This is a genomic window from Pontibacter populi, from assembly GCF_040278685.1.
GTDB lineage: Bacteria > Bacteroidota > Bacteroidia > Cytophagales > Hymenobacteraceae > Pontibacter > Pontibacter populi.
In genome coordinates, this window is sequence record NZ_JBEOKT010000020.1 from 35,437 (window position 1) to 54,434 (window position 18,998).

Annotated in this window: 9 protein-coding genes; 7 read left to right on the forward strand and 2 right to left on the reverse strand. The window is 44.3% G+C overall.

All coding sequences use genetic code 11. The annotated features are described in order from the left end of the window. Positions 1–207 precede the first annotated feature (207 nt). Complete coding sequence (locus ABS362_RS16985; protein WP_350413935.1) at positions 208–399, forward strand: serine hydrolase; 192 nt, start codon at positions 208–210, stop codon at positions 397–399. Between the two features lie 295 nt (positions 400–694). Here the strand turns inward: ABS362_RS16985 and ABS362_RS16990 are convergent, their stop codons facing one another. Together ABS362_RS16990 and ABS362_RS16995 are read right to left on the reverse strand one after the other, a co-directional pair. Next, entirely contained in the window at positions 695–1,699 is a 1,005-nt protein-coding gene (locus ABS362_RS16990; protein WP_350413937.1) for an AAA family ATPase, read from the reverse strand. An 18-nt stretch (positions 1,700–1,717) separates the two neighbouring features. After that, on the reverse strand, positions 1,718–3,718 hold the full coding sequence (locus ABS362_RS16995; protein WP_350413938.1) for a TonB-dependent receptor: 2,001 nt from the start codon (positions 3,716–3,718) through the stop codon (positions 1,718–1,720). A gap of 915 nt (positions 3,719–4,633) precedes the next feature. Between ABS362_RS16995 and ABS362_RS17000 the strand changes: the two genes are divergently transcribed. The 6 genes from ABS362_RS17000 to ABS362_RS17025 all read left to right on the forward strand — a co-directional run bounded on the left by ABS362_RS17000 (position 4,634) and on the right by ABS362_RS17025 (position 18,814). Further along, positions 4,634–6,613 carry a serine hydrolase domain-containing protein gene (locus tag ABS362_RS17000; protein ID WP_350413939.1) on the forward strand — a complete coding sequence of 660 codons (1,980 nt, stop codon included), beginning with the start codon at positions 4,634–4,636 and terminating at the stop codon, positions 6,611–6,613. Positions 6,614–6,668: 55 nt separating this feature from the next. After that, positions 6,669–7,568, forward strand: a complete 900-nt coding sequence (locus tag ABS362_RS17005; protein WP_350413941.1) for an ABC transporter ATP-binding protein — start codon at positions 6,669–6,671, stop codon at positions 7,566–7,568. Beyond that, positions 7,565–11,230 (forward strand): ABC transporter permease/M1 family aminopeptidase, encoded by a 3,666-nt coding sequence (locus ABS362_RS17010; RefSeq protein WP_350413943.1) that lies wholly within the window; start codon positions 7,565–7,567, stop codon positions 11,228–11,230. The genes ABS362_RS17005 and ABS362_RS17010 overlap by 4 nt, the downstream gene beginning before the upstream one ends. Continuing rightward, positions 11,227–14,832, forward strand: coding sequence for an ABC transporter permease/M1 family aminopeptidase (locus ABS362_RS17015; RefSeq protein WP_350413945.1), 3,606 nt, complete (start codon positions 11,227–11,229; stop codon positions 14,830–14,832). Before ABS362_RS17010 ends, ABS362_RS17015 begins: the two co-directional genes overlap by 4 nt. Positions 14,833–14,925: 93 nt before the next feature. Then, positions 14,926–15,291: an oxygenase MpaB family protein gene (locus ABS362_RS17020; RefSeq protein ID WP_350413946.1), complete on the forward strand. Its 366-nt coding sequence runs from the start codon at positions 14,926–14,928 to the stop codon at positions 15,289–15,291. Positions 15,292–16,486: 1,195 nt separating this feature from the next. After that, positions 16,487–18,814, forward strand: a complete 2,328-nt coding sequence (locus ABS362_RS17025) for an ABC transporter permease (RefSeq protein WP_350413948.1) — start codon at positions 16,487–16,489, stop codon at positions 18,812–18,814. Positions 18,815–18,998: the final 184 nt, after the last annotated feature.

Sequence of the window (18,998 nt, forward strand, 5' to 3'; positions counted from 1 at the left end):
AATTATTTAATTATTTATAGTCTATCGTATAATGTTTTAAAAAATTAAGGTGGTAGTCATGGTCCTAAAATGTATTAATGTCATCTTGCTGGCCACTGGCAGTGTGACGGCTCGCGCACAGTTTTCATAGATCGTTACCTTTCTGCTGAACCAGATGCAGAAGTTTCATATTTCCGCGGTATCTGTTGCCATAATTGATTATGGGAAGTGGTACTGAGCAAAACGTACGGCACAGCCAACCTCGGATACAACATCCCCAACACCAATGGTACACCCTTCCAGTTTGCCTCCGATACCAAGCTTATTGCAGCGACAGCCCCCATTACGCTGGTGCAGGAGGGTAAGCTTGACCTGCAGCAGAAGGTTAGAAAAGTGCGTGCCAGCGTTATCGAACCCTAAAGAGTTCATGAATATGGGCTTAGAAAAAGCGGTAACTGTCTCACAAACATGGAGTAAAGCAAATGTGCAAGCGCGTAAACAACTGCAAGCGATGATGTTTTATGACTGTGAATAGGAAGGTTATCGAACCCAGAGGATAAATGGATTTTTTGCCATTTCCAGCCAGATACAAGGGTTTTTGGTAGAAAAAGTAAAAGGGAAAAGCGATCTGAATGATTACTTTTCCCTTTTAGTAGACCAAAGGATGGAATTATCGAACCATTTCCACAGGGATTTTGCGGTTGTAAAAGACTATTTAGAGACTTTGTAGATGGTCAAATGGAATGCCCAGTTGGCTTTTAATGACATCTACAGCCTGCTTAAACCGTTCCTGCCAATCACCTTTTATTTCATGATACTTTATTCCAGAATGATGCAAGGTCTGCCTATGCGACTGGTCCAACTGGTTACGATCAACTTCACTAAGTCTAGTACCGTCCTGAACATGTGGTACATCATTGTTCAGGTAAAGGTATAGAGTTGCCTTATTACATTCTTTGGTTTCGCGAGAGAGTTCTAATTCTTTACCATACATAAAGCGTGCATAGGAGTTTGTTATATGCACATCCGTATCTATAAAAAGTAGGGGCGAGGCTTCAATCGGACAGGCAGAAATTTTGTTGGCATGTTCCTGCGCTACCGTATACAAATCATCAAACTTGAATGCTTTGGAATCCTTTATAATATCACGTGCTGTTTCCAACACTTTGGCTGCAGCAAAGTATGCTGCAAGTTTTTCTGTAAGCGTGGTTTTACCAGTAGACTCAGTACCAAGTATAACGATCTTTATGAGAAAGTAGGGCTTTACGGCAAGGGGCAAGTAACTCCAATTGTCAAATAAGTTGTTGCGAATGGCTGTAGCCGAAACAGGATAGTTTGTTCTGCTGTGGTCAAATGATAGGTGGCGAATACCCATGTAAGATGCTACATAATTGCCATAAGGTTCAGATGTAATAAGTAGCGTATAATCGGGGAGTAATTCTTTGAATATCTGGGACCAGATCTCGGATACATCCTGTGAGGATTCAGAAGTATTTGGAAGATCTTCTTCTCTATAATTGTAAGCCACTACAGAGACTTTACTGTTTTGCTTGTAAGTGTCTATGATCCATTTCTCTCTGACCTCTGAAGGTATGGTTTCCTTATCGCTGCAACACACAAGCACTGTCAATATATCACAGTGCGTCAGGGCAAAGTCTATCATGGCCTGATGGCCTTTGTGAAAGGGTAAGAACTTACCAAAAACGAATGCTTTTACCATAACCAATTTATCAGTGGGTTACAGGCTGAATTTAACTGCCACAAAGATATTGGTTGGAGCCTGCACAAACAGTTTTTTTGTGCCATCATAATCTACGTAGCCATTGTTATAGTACCTAGTATTGGTAAGGTTGTTCAGGTGAAGAGATATTTCCCACTTGTTGAGTTTCATACTTGCCCGGGCATTTAGCAGGATGTAATCTTCTACTACAGCGGAATTAGCAAAGTCGATGTAGGATTTACTCTGATACCTTGCTCCAAGGCCAGTGGAAAAGCGAGCCGTAGTATAAGCTATTTCCTGGTTGAGAATCACTGCTGGGGTTAAAAGCGGGTGGAACGTAATCCCTTGTTCTTTTATACGGCTATGGGTAAAGGATGAAGTATGCGAGGTGTTGATCTTATCTGTAAGTGAATAGCTTCCGGCAAGCTCTATCCCTGCTCTGATGCTGTTGTCGACCTTACTTGTCAGCGCTAATCCATTTGGACCATAGTTGCCATTTAAGATGATCTCGTCTTTAAAATCCATGTAAAACAGGTTCGCACTCAGTTTTACCTTATCGGTGGAATGCCTGATGCCTAATTCCTGGTCTACTACATATTCAGGAGAAGTACTGGCCAGAATAGCTTCACCAGATTCATCAGCAGGCAGATCATCTGCGCCACCAAAAATATCATTTCTAGTTGGTTCTCTGCCCGTCATGCCAATGCTATAATACGCAACCGTATTAGGGTTTACCGCATAGCTGATACCTGCTTTGGGATTTAGGAACTGCCAGGTTAATTTATCGAACTTAGTGGAGCCAAGGTAGTCAAAGCTGGAAGCCCTATACTGCAGGTCAGCATAGAACAGCAATTTGTTCAGTGTATATTCTCCCTTACTAAAAATGCTAAACTCATTTTTGTACCCAGTGTTTTGATACAGTTGGCCCATACTACGTTCACTTCCTGTGTGTCTTCTGTTATATAGGTTGGTATGGATGCCGGAAGTCCAGATGAAGTTTTCATAATCTACTGTATAGTTACTATAAAAGCCTGCAAAATTGGAACGAAAAGCATAGTTATACATTTCGTCTGTAGAGGGTTGCCCTAAGAAATTGTTATAGTCAAAATCGTAATTACCATCCAGAAAAGTAAAATAGACAGCTGAACTCAGAGTTTGTCTTTCGCTAAGTATAAGATTGTTTTGCAGTTGTAAGAAGGCCTGTGTAAACCGATCGTCTTCTTCGGCATTCGCATTTGTTCTAGGGTCTTGCGCTATTTCCTGCTCTGAAACTCCTAGCCATGCCATTTGGTTGCGCTGGTTGCCTGCCATCGCGTTCAGCTTCCAGTTCGCTTTTTTATCGTACAGTCCGCTGCTGATAAAAACAGACTGGGCGTTATTGGCTGAGCGGTGCTTATATCCATCTGACTGCTGGTGAGAGACTCTTACATACAAGCCTTTATTGTGCTGCAGCCCGTGATTATATTCTGCATTTAACCTGAACGAGTTAAATGAGCCATAGCCAGAACTTACAGAGAAGGATTTGGGAGCGTTCAGGTTAGGTGAACTAAGCTCTACACTTCCGCCATAACTCGCATTACCATTTTTAGTAGTTCCGACACCCCGTTGTACCTGCAGGGTGCTCATAGAGCTCAGTATATCCGGATAGTTTGAGAAATAAGCGCCTTGGTCTTCCGGTTCGTTCAGTGGCATACCGTCTAATGTCATATTTAACCTGGTCTGGTCAATGCCACGCATTCTAAAATAGGAATAGCCCTGCATGTTACCTGCATCAGAGTAAGCAGTAACAGATGGCGTTTCTGCCAGAATGAAGGCTGGCTCCTGGCCAACACTTTTCGCTGTGATTTCTTCTTTTGATAGTTCCAGGAAAGTAACCGGAGTAAATTTTTTTGCCTGAAACGTAACTGTAATTTCTTTTAGTTTTTGGGTACTGTCAATCGGGGCTTGTTGTGCTTCCTGTGCTTTTGCAGTAATGAGTGATAGTCCAAGTATAAGCACAGTACAGTAAAGGTGTTTCATTAAGCTGTTTTCTGTTTTTAATTATTTATTGAAAAGGCCTGTAAATTTATAGGGTTTATTCAGACCCACCACAATACCATATGTTTCAGCTTGATAAAATTTCGTTAAAGTTTGATGTGTTATTGTTATATGGAAATAGGAGAGCTGTTTTCAGCAAAAATGTCTGACTTTTACGAAAAGTTCGATAAGTCTCCCCTTCGGTTAAATTTATCGAACCAAAAAAGCCGCTCCATTTTATGTAGAGCGGCTTTTTTATATCAGTAGACCAAAGGATGGAATTATCGAACCATTTCCACAGATATTTGGCAGCTTTAGATTTGCTTTTATCGAGAGAGGCTTGTGTGTCTAAACTCCCTTAAGCTTGCTATAAATCTGCCCGACTATTTTTTGTTGCCAAGATAACTTGCTGATAAGGATCAATACGTATCAATTTCTATTTATTTTATTGATAGCAATGAAATTGATAAGCTGCCCCTGACACTATAAAGGTTGAGCTTTACCGGGAATTTGTCAAACTTTATGAAACTAAGTTTTTTTATCTCAGTATCTATATTAACTTTGAAACGCAAAGTACTTTAATATTCTTTTGAGAAGGAAGTACAATATGTGGTTTGCGGGTTGGCATTAGCAAAGAGAGTTAAGAGTCTCTAAGTTTTATGTAATGGAAAGTTCCTGTTATAGTTATCGGGATTAACTCAATGAACATCACTACAATTTAAGAATTCATAGAGGTGAATTTGAAGATTATGCAAGTAGTCGGTATTAATATTTATTTACACTTTGAAATGCAAAGAACTTTATGATTGTGTGGTTATGATGAGACAGAAACCCATAAACAGTAAGTATGGAGTCAGAATCTATACGCATCTACAAAAACTATTTTAATAGGGAGCAGGGGCTGAAGCAAGTAAGTTTATGATCTGCAAGCATGTATATAATGACATGGTTACATTCTCTCTGAGCTACCCATTGATTAACATCGGCAATGCTATTATGAAACAATTTAACTTTATCAAAACCTGTTTGCTCACACTTCTACTTATACTACTTTCCTATGGAGTAAGCGGTCAGGAAGCTGCAGAAAAGCAGGTACCTAGGACTATTGAAGAATTAAGAGAGGCTATACTTCAGGTTCTAAAGGAAACAGGTACTCCTGCTGCAGGTGTGACATTGGTAGATAGAAACGGGCCGGTTTGGATAGAAGGCCTTGGTATGGCTAATCGGGAGAAAGAGATTCCTGCTGACGAAGAAACCATGTTCCGAATCGGGTCTACTTCCAAAGCATTTGTTGCGCTTGCCATTTTAAAACTACAGGAACAGGGAAAACTGAGTCTGAAGGATAAGGTTAAGGACTTAGTACCTGAGATAGAATTCACAAACCCTTGGGAAGCCACCAACCCTATACTTGTAGAGCATCTGCTGGAACATACTACCGGATGGGATGACATTCATCTGCCAGAGGCTATTCATAATGATCCCAACACTACACTTAAAGAAGGATTAGACTTTCACCCCCATTCCCGGACTTCTAAGTGGGTACCGGGCACAAGAATGGCCTATGCAAACTCAGGACCTGCAGTGGCCGCTTACATTGTAGAGAAGGTTTCTGGCCAAACCTATGAAGACTACATCCGGAAAAACTTCTTCGCTCCTATGGGTGCAGAGACAATGACCTATTTTCTTTCAGATGAATATAAGCAGAAAGGAGCTGCATTATACAAAGAGGGAAGGCCAAATGATTACTGGCATCTGATCACACGTCCTTCGGGAGCTGTCAATGCGTCTCCAAAGGATATGGCTAAAATGATTCAGCTTTTCATCAATCGCGGTAATGTTAACGGTAATCAGTTGGTGTCCGAAAGCTCTTTAGAAAGAATGGAAAGCCCTTCAACTACTTCAGGCGCTAAGGCTGGCTTAAAGTATGGGTATGGCCTGGGCCTTTATACTTCTGACTACGATGGCTATACTTACTACAAGCACGGCGGCAGTGTAGGTGCCGGAAAATCTGATTTCTCTTACCTGCCGGAGTATGGTATAGGCTACTCTGTGCAAACCAACTCAGACAATACAGCGGCCATCCGAAAAATAGGAACCCTTATCCGGGAATACCAGACTAGCCAGCTGCCAAAGCCTGTTGCAGTAGTTTCTGCCATCTCTAAATCCGGAGGAATCACAAAACCTGTGACTGGTTATTACGAGCAGGTAAATCCTGTCAAACAACTGCCTTTCAAATTACCGTCCTTGATGCCGGAAAGGATCTGGTTAGAGGGAGACACCATTTACAACCAGTTTCCTGCGCATGTTGGGCAAATAGTAAAGTTTGTGCCTGTTGGCAAGGGTTTGTACCACAACCTGGAAACCGACAGACCAGATTTCATTGTCGTTAATGACCCGCTTGAGGGTGAGGTTCTGGAACTGGCCGGGGTAGAAAGCGGAACAGTTACGCTTGCACCGGTTCATGGAACCATTGTATTTGGTAGAATTGCCATGTTTATACTTTGGGTACTGTTTATACTTCAGGCTTTTCTGTTCCTGCCCTTCTGGCTTTACCGTTATTGGAAAGGTAAAATACCCGGTGGTGCTAATGTTCTGGTGCGGATCTGGCCGCTACTACCTGTCGTGTGCATCATGATAGCTGCTGTGTTTCTTGCTTTTGGTGCTATGGAAGGAAAAATATACTTGGCAAAGCCTAGCTTCATTTCCATCTCTGTCATGCTGGCAACTATAGCGTTCTTTGTTACTGCAATTTTCGCTGTTGTCATGGCAGTCAGCTACCGGAGTAAAGGCATCAAGAAGGCAGTTTATATTCCTGCTATTTTCTTATCTGTGCTGCACTTACTCGTTGCCTTATACTTTTTATGGTACGGCGTCATTGGACTAAGGACATGGGCATAGGTACAGCAGGTTCTTCTAAACTTTCCCGAACATTCTCCTCAAATCAGAAAAAGATATGACACTAAAAATCACCAACATCTCCAAAACCTATTCAAACGGGGTACAGGCACTAAAAAATGTGTCGCTTGATATTCCGAACGGCATGTATGGCCTGCTTGGTCCTAACGGAGCGGGTAAGTCTACGCTGATGCGCATTCTGGCCACACTGCAGGACCCGGACAGCGGAAGCGTACAGTTAGGCGAGATAGACGTGCTGAACGAGAAGGACAAGGTGCGCGAAACGCTGGGCTACCTGCCACAAGAGTTCGGTGTCTACCCGAAGGCAAAGGCCGAGGACCTGCTCGATTACTTTGCCATCCTGAAAGGTATAACCGAGCGTCGGGCACGCAAAGAGGTAGTAGAAGCGCTGCTGCGGCAGGTAAACCTGTGGGACGTGCGCAAACAAAAGCTTGGGGGCTTTTCGGGTGGCATGAAGCAGCGCTTTGGCGTGGCAGTGGCATTGTTGGGTAACCCAAAACTGATGATTGTGGATGAGCCTACGGCCGGCCTGGACCCTGCTGAGCGTGTGCGTTTTCTTAACCTGTTAAGTGAGTTGGGTGAGAACAGCGTAGTTTTACTTTCCACGCATATTGTGGAAGATGTAAGTGAGCTATGTACGCGCATGGCCATCATTAACCGTGGAGAGATACTGCTGGAAGCAGAGCCGATAAAAGCTGTGGAGGGGCTACAGGGGCGCATCTGGCGTAAAATTGTGGATAAGAACATGTTATCCCTGGTAGAATATGAGTACAACATTATCTCTACCAAGCTACTAAGCGGCCGTACCGTCGTGCATATTTACAGCGAAGAAGATCCCGGCAATGGTTTTGACCCCGTGGCCCCTGACCTGGAAGACGTATACTTTACCACTATGGCTGGCCTTGTTGGATACTTCAAACCGGAAGTTGCCTTATGAGGTTCTGGGGCATCTTCAATTATGAGTTCTCCTACCAACTACAGCGTTTCTGGACCTGGCTGATCTTCATTGCGCTGGTTGGGTTTGGATTTCTGTTTGTAAGGGTAAACTTTATTGCTGACGCACTCTACTCGGATTCTTTTGTAAACACACCATTTTTTATAGCAGGCGCTACGGTGATGGGCTGCCTGATATGGCTAGGAATGTCTGCTGTAGTAGCCGGCGAAGCTGCCGCCCGTGACGTGCAGACACGGATGCATCCCTTAACCTACACCGCTCCCATCAGTAAATTGGAGTACCTGGGAGGCCGGTTCTGTGCTGCCCTTGTGCTTAATGGCTTAATCATACTTGCCGTGCAGGCAGGAATATTGCTGGGCTATTATGCACCAGGCGTAGACCCCGGGATACTAGGTCCTTTTCGTCCGGCTGCTTATTTTACCGCATACGCTTATATTGCGTTACCAAATGCCATCATCGCTACTGCCATTCAGTTCTCGCTGGCTGTGCGCAGCGGCAAGGCTATGGCCAGTTACCTCGGCAGCTTTCTCCTAGTCTTCCTGGGCTTCTTCGTGGCCGGTGCCCTGCTCTGGAAGCGCAGTTTGGGCATCCTATTAGATCCGATCGGTATACGTTTTATAGTAGAGGACCTGGCGCATTTATGGACAACAGCGGAGCAGAGTACACGCCTGATCGGGTTAGAAGGTAATATACTTACGAACCGTCTGCTGTGGCTTAGTGTAGCGCTTGTGGCACTTAGTATTACCTACTTTGGTTTTCACTTTGCCCACCGCATAGAGCGCAGTTGGTGGAACCGCATCTTGCGACGCCAGAAGGCACATCCTCAACTACCAACCAATTTGGGTGTTATAGATAGTAAGCCTGTTACCGTATCACAGGTAGCACGCACCTTCGGACTTACCATGCATGTGCGCAAAACACTTGCCTTTGCCTGGGACTCGTTCCGAACAATTGAAACAAGCTGGGCTGGTCTCGCCATGTTGGTAGCTATTCCGCTCATGACGGTTCTGATAGTGGCAGATCAAATGGTATCCGGCGGCATGCCACTGGTTCCTGTAACTGCTCGTGTCATCAGTGTCTTAACTGCTCCACTTTCTGCTGAACTGAGCCGCTGGGTAATCATTCCGTTACTACTCATTTTTTTCGCTGGCGAACTGGTTTGGCGGGAGCGGGAAGCAAGACTGGGCGAAATCACAGACACAACGCCTGGTTCAGAATGGCCCCCACTCCTGGGTAAATTCCTGGGACTAAGCCTCGTGCTGGTTGTGTTCACCGCACTCCAAATGGGAGCCGGAATACTGGCCCAACTCCTGATGGGTTATCAGAATTTTGAGATCGGGCTATATGTAAAAACACTCTTCGGGCTTCAGCTTCCGGAATACCTACTCTTCGCGTTGCTAGCCCTGGTAGTGCACGTTCTAGTGAATCAGAAGTATGTTGGTTACCTGGTAGCGATCATCGTCTACGTGTTCATTGCAATTTCCTCTATGTTTAGGATTGAGCACAACCTGCTTGTCTACGGCGCTGGTCCGGCCTGGTCTTACACCGACATGGGTGGCTTTGGCTCATCCATAGAGCCGTGGCTCTGGTTTAAGGCTTACTGGGCAGCATGGGCACTGCTGCTGGCGGTGGTGGCAAGGCTGATTTGGGTCCGAGGCAAGGAAAGCAACATAAAGGTTCGCCTACAGTTGGCTAAACAGCGCTTCACGCCTTCCACAGCCTGGATAGCGGCTGTGGCGGCAATGCTTCTCTTCATACTGGGTGGCTTCATCTTCTACAATACAAACGTGCTTAATAACTACCAAACTGCCTCTGAAATTAATCAGCAGCGTGCTGAGTATGAGCGTCGCTATGGCAAGTATAAAAGTATAGCACAACCCCAACTGGCAGCTACGACCTTACACGTGGAAATCTATCCGGATCAGCGAGCCGCAGACATTACTGGTACCTACCGCCTCGTAAACCGCAGCACCGTGGCAATCGACTCGATACATGTAGCTACTGTGCCCAGAGTTAAAACCAAAACAATAGCCTTTGATCGTTCATCTGCTAAAGTACTAACTGACGAAGAGCTTGGGTACCAGATTTACAAGCTGGAGAAGCCGCTCCAACCCGACGACATGCTACAGCTAAAGTTCCAGGTGCAGGTGGTGCAACGGGGCTACCGTGAAAGCGGAGCTGACGCACCTGTGGTGGCAAATGGCACCTACTTTTCAAACGAATGGTTGCCTGCCATCGGATACCAGGAGAGCCGTGAGCTTATGAGCTCCAGCGACAGACGAGATCAGGGGCTTTCTTCGCGCCCAATGATCGCCTCGCTTTATGACGAAAAAGCCAGAAAGGGTGGCAGCGGTGGACTCGCTTTTGAAGCAGTGGTAGGTACTGCGGAAGACCAAGTTCCTGTTGCGCCAGGTGCGCTGCACCGGACATGGCAGGAAGGTAACCGCCGCTACTTCCATTACGCCACCGATGCAGCCATTGGAAATGAACTTTATTTCTTCTCCGCCAGGTATAAAGTGCATGAAGCGCAGTGGAAAAATACTGATAACTCGGGCCATCCTGTAGCAATTCGTGTATACCATCACCCGGAGCACACAACGCACCTGGAGGGCATAGTGCGGAGCATTAAAGCCTCCCTGGACTATTACACTAATGAGTTCGGTCCTTACCGGCACAAGCACGTCAGTTTTGTAGAATACCCCGGCGATGGAGACGGTGCGGGCATACATGCTGAACCAGGCCTGCTCTTTTACGAAGAAGGATTCACTTTCCTGAAACCTGAAGAACCGAAAAGTTTTGATTTTCCTTTTGCTGTAGTAGCACACGAGATGGCCCACCAGTGGACTGTTCCTTATGCCAACGTGGAGGGAGCGCCGGTAATGTCTGAAAGTATAGCCTGGTACTACGCTATGAAAGCCGTTGAGAACGCTCTCGGCCCAGGGCAGCTTCGACAACTAATAAATTTCATGCGGGAGTCAAATGTGCGAGCGGAAATCCGTCGTGGTGAGCCATTGCTCCGGGGCCTGGACCCATACATGTCGTACCGTAAGGGACCATTTGCACTGTATACGATGAGTGAGTATGTAGGAACAGAAAAGGTAAACCATGCACTACGCCAACTGCTCGAGAAGCACCGCATAACAGAAGCTGCCCCGGCGACAACACTTGATCTTTACCGGGAACTGCAGGCAGTTACGCCAGACTCGCTACAATACCTGCTGTACGACCTATTCGAGGTAAACACCTATTGGGATCTGGAAACAAAACAAGCCACAGCAGAGCAAACCAAAACAGGCCAATGGCAGGTAACGCTTGAAGTAAAAGCACGAAAAGAAGTGTCTGACAGCGCAGGCGTTGAGACGGAGGTACCTGTAAAGGATTGGGTAATGGTTGGCGTGCTTGAGGAAGGCAAAAGTATTCATGAACCGCTCTACCTGAAAATGTACCGCATCCACTCAGGCGAACAAACAATCAAGGTTACCGTGCCTCGCAAACCCGCACGTGCCGGCATTGATCCAAACAACCTGCTCATTGATTCAGATACGGATAATAACATGAAGGAAGTAAAGATAGAAGCGACAGGAAGGGCAATAGGGCTTTCTGGTCAGAATGCTAAAAGACAAAATAAGGAAGTAAATCCATGAAACTCCAGAAAATTATAAGCTATGAGTTTGCCTACCAGCTTCGGACAGTATCTGCCTGGTTATACTTTGTAATCCTGTTTGTATTTGCCTCACTTATGCCAAGACTGGGCACACCTACTGATGGAGTGTATGCTAATGCACCATCTGGGATTGTCTTCGTCACCATTTTAGGCTGCATGTTATGGCTTTTGATGACAGCATCCATTGCTGGATATGCAGCGGCACGAGACGTACAGACGCGGATGTACCCACTAATTTATACTTTGCCAATAAGCAAAGCCAGCTACCTGGGAGGGCGCTTTATTGCCGCCTTCGCCTTAAATGCTTTTATACTTCTTGCTCTACCGGTGGGTATGCTGCTTTCTTTTAGTTTGCCCGGTATCAATCCTGAACTTATGGGACCGTTCCGGCCAGGTGCTTATTTAACTGCCTATGCTTTTATTGCCTTGCCCAATGCCTTTATCGCTACAGCTATACAGTTTTCTTTTGCGGTATCCAGACGCCGGGCAATAGCCAGTTACATTGCCAGCGTTCTTCTCGTCGTATTTGCCCAGATTATCGGAACTTCGTTAGCAAAGCTCATAGGCAATTGGGATCTGGTAAAACTACTGGACCCGGTTGGAATTTTGGGCATCATAAGCACAGAGCTGGAAACATGGACACCAATCGAAAAAAATACACGGCTGATCCTGCTGGAAGGCATGTTTCTGTGGAATCGCGTCCTCTGGCTAGGTATGGCAGTGGGGATGCTGTTGTTCATTTACCTACGCTTTCGGTTTGCCCACCCTACAGAGAGCAGCTGGTGGAGTCGGTTAAAGAAAAAGCCTAATGCAAATTCCGAATCATCTGCAAGGGCATTTCTAGTTGGAGCCAATCCTGTCTCTGTTCCACAGGTACAACGGATGTTTGGTTTCTTAACCCATGCACGCCAGGCGTTTGCTATTGCGTGGTCTTCGTGTGGGATGATCATTAAGAGCCGTATCGGTATTACATTAGTTGCAGCCATGGCGTTGATCTCTGTTATTTTTGGAGTTGAAATTATGACACATGCTGGCATTCCGCTACTCCCCACAACACAGCAGATTGCCGACTATCTCACAAGTCCTGTTGATAGTATAAAAACGCCCTGGATAATTATCCCGCTCCTGATCATATACTTTGCCGGAGAGCTGGTCTGGCGGGAGAGGGAGTCGGGTTTAAACGAGATCTCCAATGTGGCGCCGGTGACGGAATGGGTATTCTTCATGGGCAAGTACTTGGGCCTGGGCTTGGCCATCATAGTTTGGTTGCTCATTTTGATGTTGGGTGGAATACTGATGAAGGTGGTCTTAGACTACCAGGATTTCGAAATCGGGCTATACTTACAGACAATTTTAGGACTTCAGCTCATCGAATACCTGCTCTTCGCTCTTTTGGTACTGGTGGTGCATGTAGTAGTGAATCAGAAATACATGGCCCATCTTGTCGTACTCTTTACCTATGTGTTCATCGTGTTTCCATCTAAGTTTGGTGTTGAACACAACCTGCTTGTTTTTGGAGCCAATCCGGGTTGGTTGTATACAGATATGCGCGGTTTTGGACCTTCTTTGGGGCCGTGGCTGTGGTTCAAAGGCTACTGGATAGCCTGGACGCTACTGCTGGCGGTGGTGGCGCGGCTGCTTTGGGTGCGAAGCAGGGAAGAAAGTATAAAGTCTCGGTTACAACTCGCGCAGCGCCGTTTTACACGGTCAACAGCACTATTTACAGCAGTAGCAGTTGGACTTGTCTTTATACTAGGCGGTTTCATTTTCTACAATACCAATGTGCTGAATGATTACTCTACGGCCTCCGAACTAAAAGATACGCGCGCAGATTATGAAAAACGCTACGGCAGGTACGAGCATGTTCCGCAGCCTAGTATCACGAGTACTAAACTACACGTAGAGCTTTACCCTAAACGACAGGAAGCAGCAATACGTGGTACTTACCAGCTTGTAAACAAGAGTAAAGCTGCAATTAACTCTATCTATTTGGCTACTGTTCCGGGTGTTGAATCGAAAGCAGTTACCCTTGATCGTAAAACCACCAGCATACTTACAGACGAAGAACACGGCCACCGTATCTATACTTTACAGAATCCTCTACAACCTGGCGACTCACTTAAACTCAGCTTTGAAGTATACGTGAAGCAAAATGGCTTCAGTAATAACGGAGCTAAGTCTCTTGTGCTGGCGAACGGCACTTATTTCCTGAATCATGATTTGCTTCCCGCCATTGGTTATCAATGGTACAGAGGGCTCAGAGATGCTGCTTCCCGAAAAAAGTATGGGATGCCCCCGCGACCTATGATCCCGTCTCTTTACGATGCTGAGGCACGCCAAAGGTCGCATCGAGGAAATTTTATGGCTTTCGAAGCAACAGTAGGAACTGCTGAAGATCAGATTGCCGTCGCGCCAGGAAAGCTTCATAAAACATGGCAGAAAGGCAACCGTCGCTATTTTCACTACGCTACAGACTATCCGATTCAAAACCAGTACGCCTTTTTCTCCGCCAACTACGCCATGCAGGAGGCACAATGGAAGAATGTTGCTATTAAGCTATACTATCACCCAAAGCATGCTGCTAATGTGAGCCGAATGCTGAAAAGTATAAAAGCATCTTTGGTTTACTACACAGATCAGTTCGGACCTTACCCTTATGGTCACATTACAATTGTAGAGCGAGCAGATGCAGGTGGTGAACTGAATGCCGAAGCAAGTATGGTTGATTACGGAGAACAATTTGCCCTTTTAAACCCAAATGATGGTCCGCAGGGCTTTAATTTGCCATTTTATGTAATTGCACATGAAGTGGCGCACCAGTGGTGGGGTGGCGCGGGGCTGGTACCTGCGAGCGTTGAAGGTGGCGGCTTGCTGGTAGAGGGCCTGGCAGTGTACTCTGGAATGCAGGTTTTAGAAGAAAACTACGGAGAAGGCCATCTGCGCCAATACCTGAAGTTTCTAAGAGAATCTTATGAAGTTCCCCGCTCACGTGCTACCGCTTCCTTGCTTCGTGCCGACGATGCCTTCCTGTACTACCGCAAAGGTGGTCTGGCGATGTATGCGCTGAGCCAATACATAGGAAAGGATCAGGTAAACCAAGCGTTGCGGCACCTGCTCGAAAAGCACCGTTCGCATGAGCCTCCTTTGCCTACTACGCTTGACCTTTACCGGGAACTGAAAGTGGTTACTCCTGACTCGCTCCACTACATGCTACACGACCTCTTTGAGAAAAACACTTATTGGGAACTGGAAACAGAGCAATTCGCAACAGAACAAACTAAGGCAGGTGCCTGGCAGGTAACGCTTGAGGTAAAGGCACGCAAGGTAGTAATCGACAAAGCGGGAGTAGAAACAGAAGTACCGATGAATGATTGGATTGAGATTGGAGTTTTTGCCCCAAGTGGAGTGACAGACAAACCGCTCTACTTACAGAAGCACCGCATCCGATCCGGTAAGCAGACAATAAAGGTGACAGTGCCAATTAAGCCTAACCGCGCTGGCATCGACCCTAACCACCTGCTGATTGATTTGGATCTTGATGACAACGTTGAGCAGTTAGGGGGTGAAGAAGGCATTATTTAGAATAAGTATGCAGATGGATTATAATTTTCTAATTGTATGAAAAACTGCCAAGGAACTGTTGCGCATTCTGATTAAAATATAAACTGGCAGAACATGGAGGATTTCGTGGAAAATGACTCGGTGGTGCGGCAGATTTGGGTAAAGGGTGATGCCATACTTTTAATCCTTGCCGGAGCAGCCGCGGAGTTTGCCCTGAACAAAGCGGTTGATTGGCTATTCTTTACAGGGCATCTTCCTTCCGATCCCTTGGGCAGATTGTTCTCAACGGTTTCGTATGCGTGTAGGATTGTATTCTCACCCAAAAAGGATGCTTTGCGAACTATAGATGCCATGGCTTCGATACATGCCGGTGTAGAAGCGAAACGTGGTATAAAATACCAGACTGGGCTTACCGCGACGTACTCTTCATGCTCATCGACTACTCCATCAGGGCATATGAGCTTCTGGAACGAAAACTGACCACCGCTGAAAAGAAAGAAGTCTTTCATGTGTTTTATAGAGTAGGGCACCCCATGGGCTTAGCTGATTTGTCCTATACATTTGAAGTATGGCTCCAGATGCGTAACAAGCACCTGGAACAGAATTTAATGTACATTAAGTATACAAAGGATTTGTTCAGTCAATATCGGAATCTCATTGGCATGTTCCGTTTTCTCCTTATGCTGGAAGCGCAGGCACTCATCTTGCCTCAAAATTACGGGTGTTGTTGGGGTTTAGGAAAATGTCTCTCTTAGGACCTATGATTTGTTTATACAAATTCAGCAGAAATATAAACGCAGAATCGATCTTAAAAAACATTATACTTCCACCCATATACAGAATAGAGATTAATGAATTGGATAGCATTCCTGTATAGCAAGCAACACTTTGGGACACGCAGCTATTTTAAGTTCATTATCAATTACGTAAGCTGTACTACTTTAAATAGTAACCGTGAGAGCTTCTTTATCTGTATAAACTCGAAAAGGTCCCTTGTTTAATGTTTAATAATAGAAGATATTTCAATCATAGGAGGAAGTATTTCGAAAAAAAACCGCTCCATTTTGATGTAGAGCGGCTTTTTTCCTATGGTAAACCAAAGGATGGAATTATCGAACTTTTTACACAAGGATTTGGCAGCTTTGGAAGATCATCTAATGGAAAGAATGGATAGTTTATTTTTTCCTATTGGAGTTGGTAACCTGTGATTAATTCCTAAATATAGCTAAAGAATATACTATGGATAGGAAGCCCGTGGAAAAGAAGCGAACAGAGAAAAACAGCTGCTATAAAACAGGCTCAACCACTTTCGCACATAGTGGCAATGATCGTATGTTTACGCATATCCGCTACTTAGTAACAATGCCCTTCCGTGTAACCCGACAAATTTTCCCAGACAACAAAGAAACGTTTAACAATCCTACCAGTAAGTTTCTCTACAGCAAACACCCACTGAAATAAAAGCAAGTGCCGCAATCTCATTGGTTGTAAAATATTTTGTATTTGGCTGTATCATATCGATACAACAAGTGCGAAAAATCGTACAAATTCTAATAGATATTTGTTTAAAATATCGATAATTAATTGTATTTTAAGCACAAATTTCTCAATATAATTGACAGGGATTCCCCTCAGTATTTGGCTTATTAATCATTAAAAATCACCACTTTAAGTCATGATGCAGGACAATTTAAAAATCGCTATACGGATACTAATGAAAAACAAACTTTTTTCATTAGTCAATATACTGAGCTTGTCACTGAGTATGGCGGTTGGTGTTATTCTGTTTACATTTATAAAAGCCACTCACGACACAGACCATTTTCATCCAAAATTAAATCAAACAGTACGGATACTCACGCAGGAAACAAATGAGGTGGAACAAACCAAATGGGCAACAGCTCCATTGCCGTTGGCGACTCAAATGGATAGCGTCTCCTTTGTTGAAAAAATAGTAAAAGTACGTTTGGCAGGAAAACATAACCTGCAAACCGACGGAGGTGATGTACCTATTGACATAAAATTTTCAGAGCCTTCTTTTTTTGATGTTTTTGGCTTCAAATTGTTGTCAGATAATGCACAAAGCCTGACCAATAATCCCAACACCCTTTTTTTAACTGAAAAAACAGCACAAAAAATATTTGGCAACACCAATGCTTTAGGGCAAACGGTTCAATTTGAAAACTTAGGTTTTTATACCGTTAAGGGAATTATCCAGGACCCGCCTTTAGAAACCCATCTACCCATTGAGGCAATGCTTTCTATTAATGCTGCTGAAATGCTTGAGAAAAAAGGAGCAATCAGTAATATTTCACAAAATTGGGGAGACTTCAATAGTGCGGCAATTTACGCACGTTTAAAATCAGAAGATGATTTAAAGCAGCTCAATACCACACTCCAAAACTATAATCGCAAACTGGATAAGAGCAATCTTCAATTTTTGGCACAACCCATAGAAGATATCACCCCTCGAAACAAAGACATTAAAAATGACCACGATGCGGGCACCGATTGGATGGGCATAAAAACACAGCTATTTTTGATTCTAGCCTTAACCCTTTTATCTGCCTTCAACTATATCAGTTTGACATTGGCGCGTGCCCTCACTCGAGCGCGAGAAGTAGGTATTCGCAAAACGTTAGGCGCAACAAGAAGACAAATTATTGGTCAGTTTTTAATGGAGTCGACCCTTGTTTCCCTGTTTGCTTTGTTGTTTACAATGCCATGTGTTGAGATTTTAACATATTATATACCCGATATGGATGTGGCGTTTTCTTATGATCCAGCCTTAATCTTAGGCTTGTTAACCTACGCCGTTATCACAGGCTTAGTCGCTGGGGCATTTCCGTCATGGCTATTGTCAGCGTTTCAGCCCATACAGGTTTTGCGTAAAATGAAGAATATTAAGCTGTTCCGGAGTATTGCTATTTACAAAGCTTTGATTGTCGTACAGTTTTCGGTGACCATCATGCTGATGATAGTGGTTGTCATAGTAGCCGATTATGAAATAAAAAATCATGCAATCATTAACTCAACCGTGTCACCCAATGTCCTGACACTTGATTTGAAGGGTGAAAAATATGAAAACCTGCAAAATGAAATAAACCAGTTAAGCCAGGTTGAAACGACTTTGGCGACTAACTGGTACTATAAACCGATGAAAAAGGGCAAATCTTCTGTAACATTAAATGATAAAATTTTGGAAATGTATTACGTAAGTATTGATCCAAAAACAATTGAAACAGAAGGTATAAGCTTAAAATCTGGACAGAATTTTCCTAAAAATATGCCCCAAAGTGCTGAGCAATATGTGTTGGTGAATGAAGCTGCCGCAAAATTATTGGAATCTGATTCGGAGACTTTAGTGGGACAAACGCTATTACTGGACTCTGCCTATGTACAAGTCATTGGCATCATGCCCAATGAAATTATTGGCGAAACAGCTCCTTTACTATATAGGTATTTGCCAAATGAAATATCCACCTTGACCATAAAAATAAATCCAAATACAGAATTGGAAGCAACCAAAGCTATTCAATCCATATGGGAAAACCATTTTCCTGAAAAAACAGCAAATCTTCAGAATTTAAAAGATGGTTATCTAAGAATTGGAGATAGATTAAGTTCTTTTGGAGGCTTAGCCCTTATCGTCATGATAATCGCTGGTTTGGGTATTTTAGGCATAGCAAGTTACTCCGTAGAAACACGCGTTAAAGAACTGGGTATAAGAAAAGTAATGGGAGCAAGCAACATAGAATTGGTATGGGCAGTTACCAGAAATTTTGGCATTCTTATCCTAATTGCCGGACTTATTGGTGTTCCAGCTGGCTTGTTTGGCGGTGATTTAATTAGACAAGATTTAGGCAGCAGTCTTGTTGAGTTAAGTTTTAAAAATGCAAGCATAGGCTTTGGTTTGGTTGCCATAGTCGGGCTACTGACTGTACTATCCCAAACCATTCGAGCGGCGCATATTGAACCTGTAACAGTTTTAAAAGTAGAGTAAAAAAGGTAAAACATGCATTGGCAGGTTATGACGATGGCGAGACAATTAATTCTATTCCGCGACACCATGACAACAATGTAACGACCGACTACAAGTTGCGAGAATAACGGCCTAGGCCCATGTTACTAACAAAATGTTTCTGCAATTGTGCGGTTAGGTGTATGCTATAAGTTTTTTATCTTCA

Coding starts and splice junctions, on each gene's coding strand:
- ABS362_RS17025 (WP_350413948.1), top strand. CDS start 16,487: ATGATGCAGGACAATTTAAAAATCGCTATACGGATACTAATGAAAAAC.
- ABS362_RS16990 (WP_350413937.1), bottom strand. CDS start 1,699: ATGGTAAAAGCATTCGTTTTTGGTAAGTTCTTACCCTTTCACAAAGGC.
- ABS362_RS17010 (WP_350413943.1), top strand. CDS start 7,565: ATGAGGTTCTGGGGCATCTTCAATTATGAGTTCTCCTACCAACTACAG.
- ABS362_RS17020 (WP_350413946.1), top strand. CDS start 14,926: ATGGAGGATTTCGTGGAAAATGACTCGGTGGTGCGGCAGATTTGGGTA.
- ABS362_RS17015 (WP_350413945.1), top strand. CDS start 11,227: ATGAAACTCCAGAAAATTATAAGCTATGAGTTTGCCTACCAGCTTCGG.
- ABS362_RS17000 (WP_350413939.1), top strand. CDS start 4,634: ATGATCTGCAAGCATGTATATAATGACATGGTTACATTCTCTCTGAGC.
- ABS362_RS16995 (WP_350413938.1), bottom strand. CDS start 3,718: ATGAAACACCTTTACTGTACTGTGCTTATACTTGGACTATCACTCATT.
- ABS362_RS17005 (WP_350413941.1), top strand. CDS start 6,669: ATGACACTAAAAATCACCAACATCTCCAAAACCTATTCAAACGGGGTA.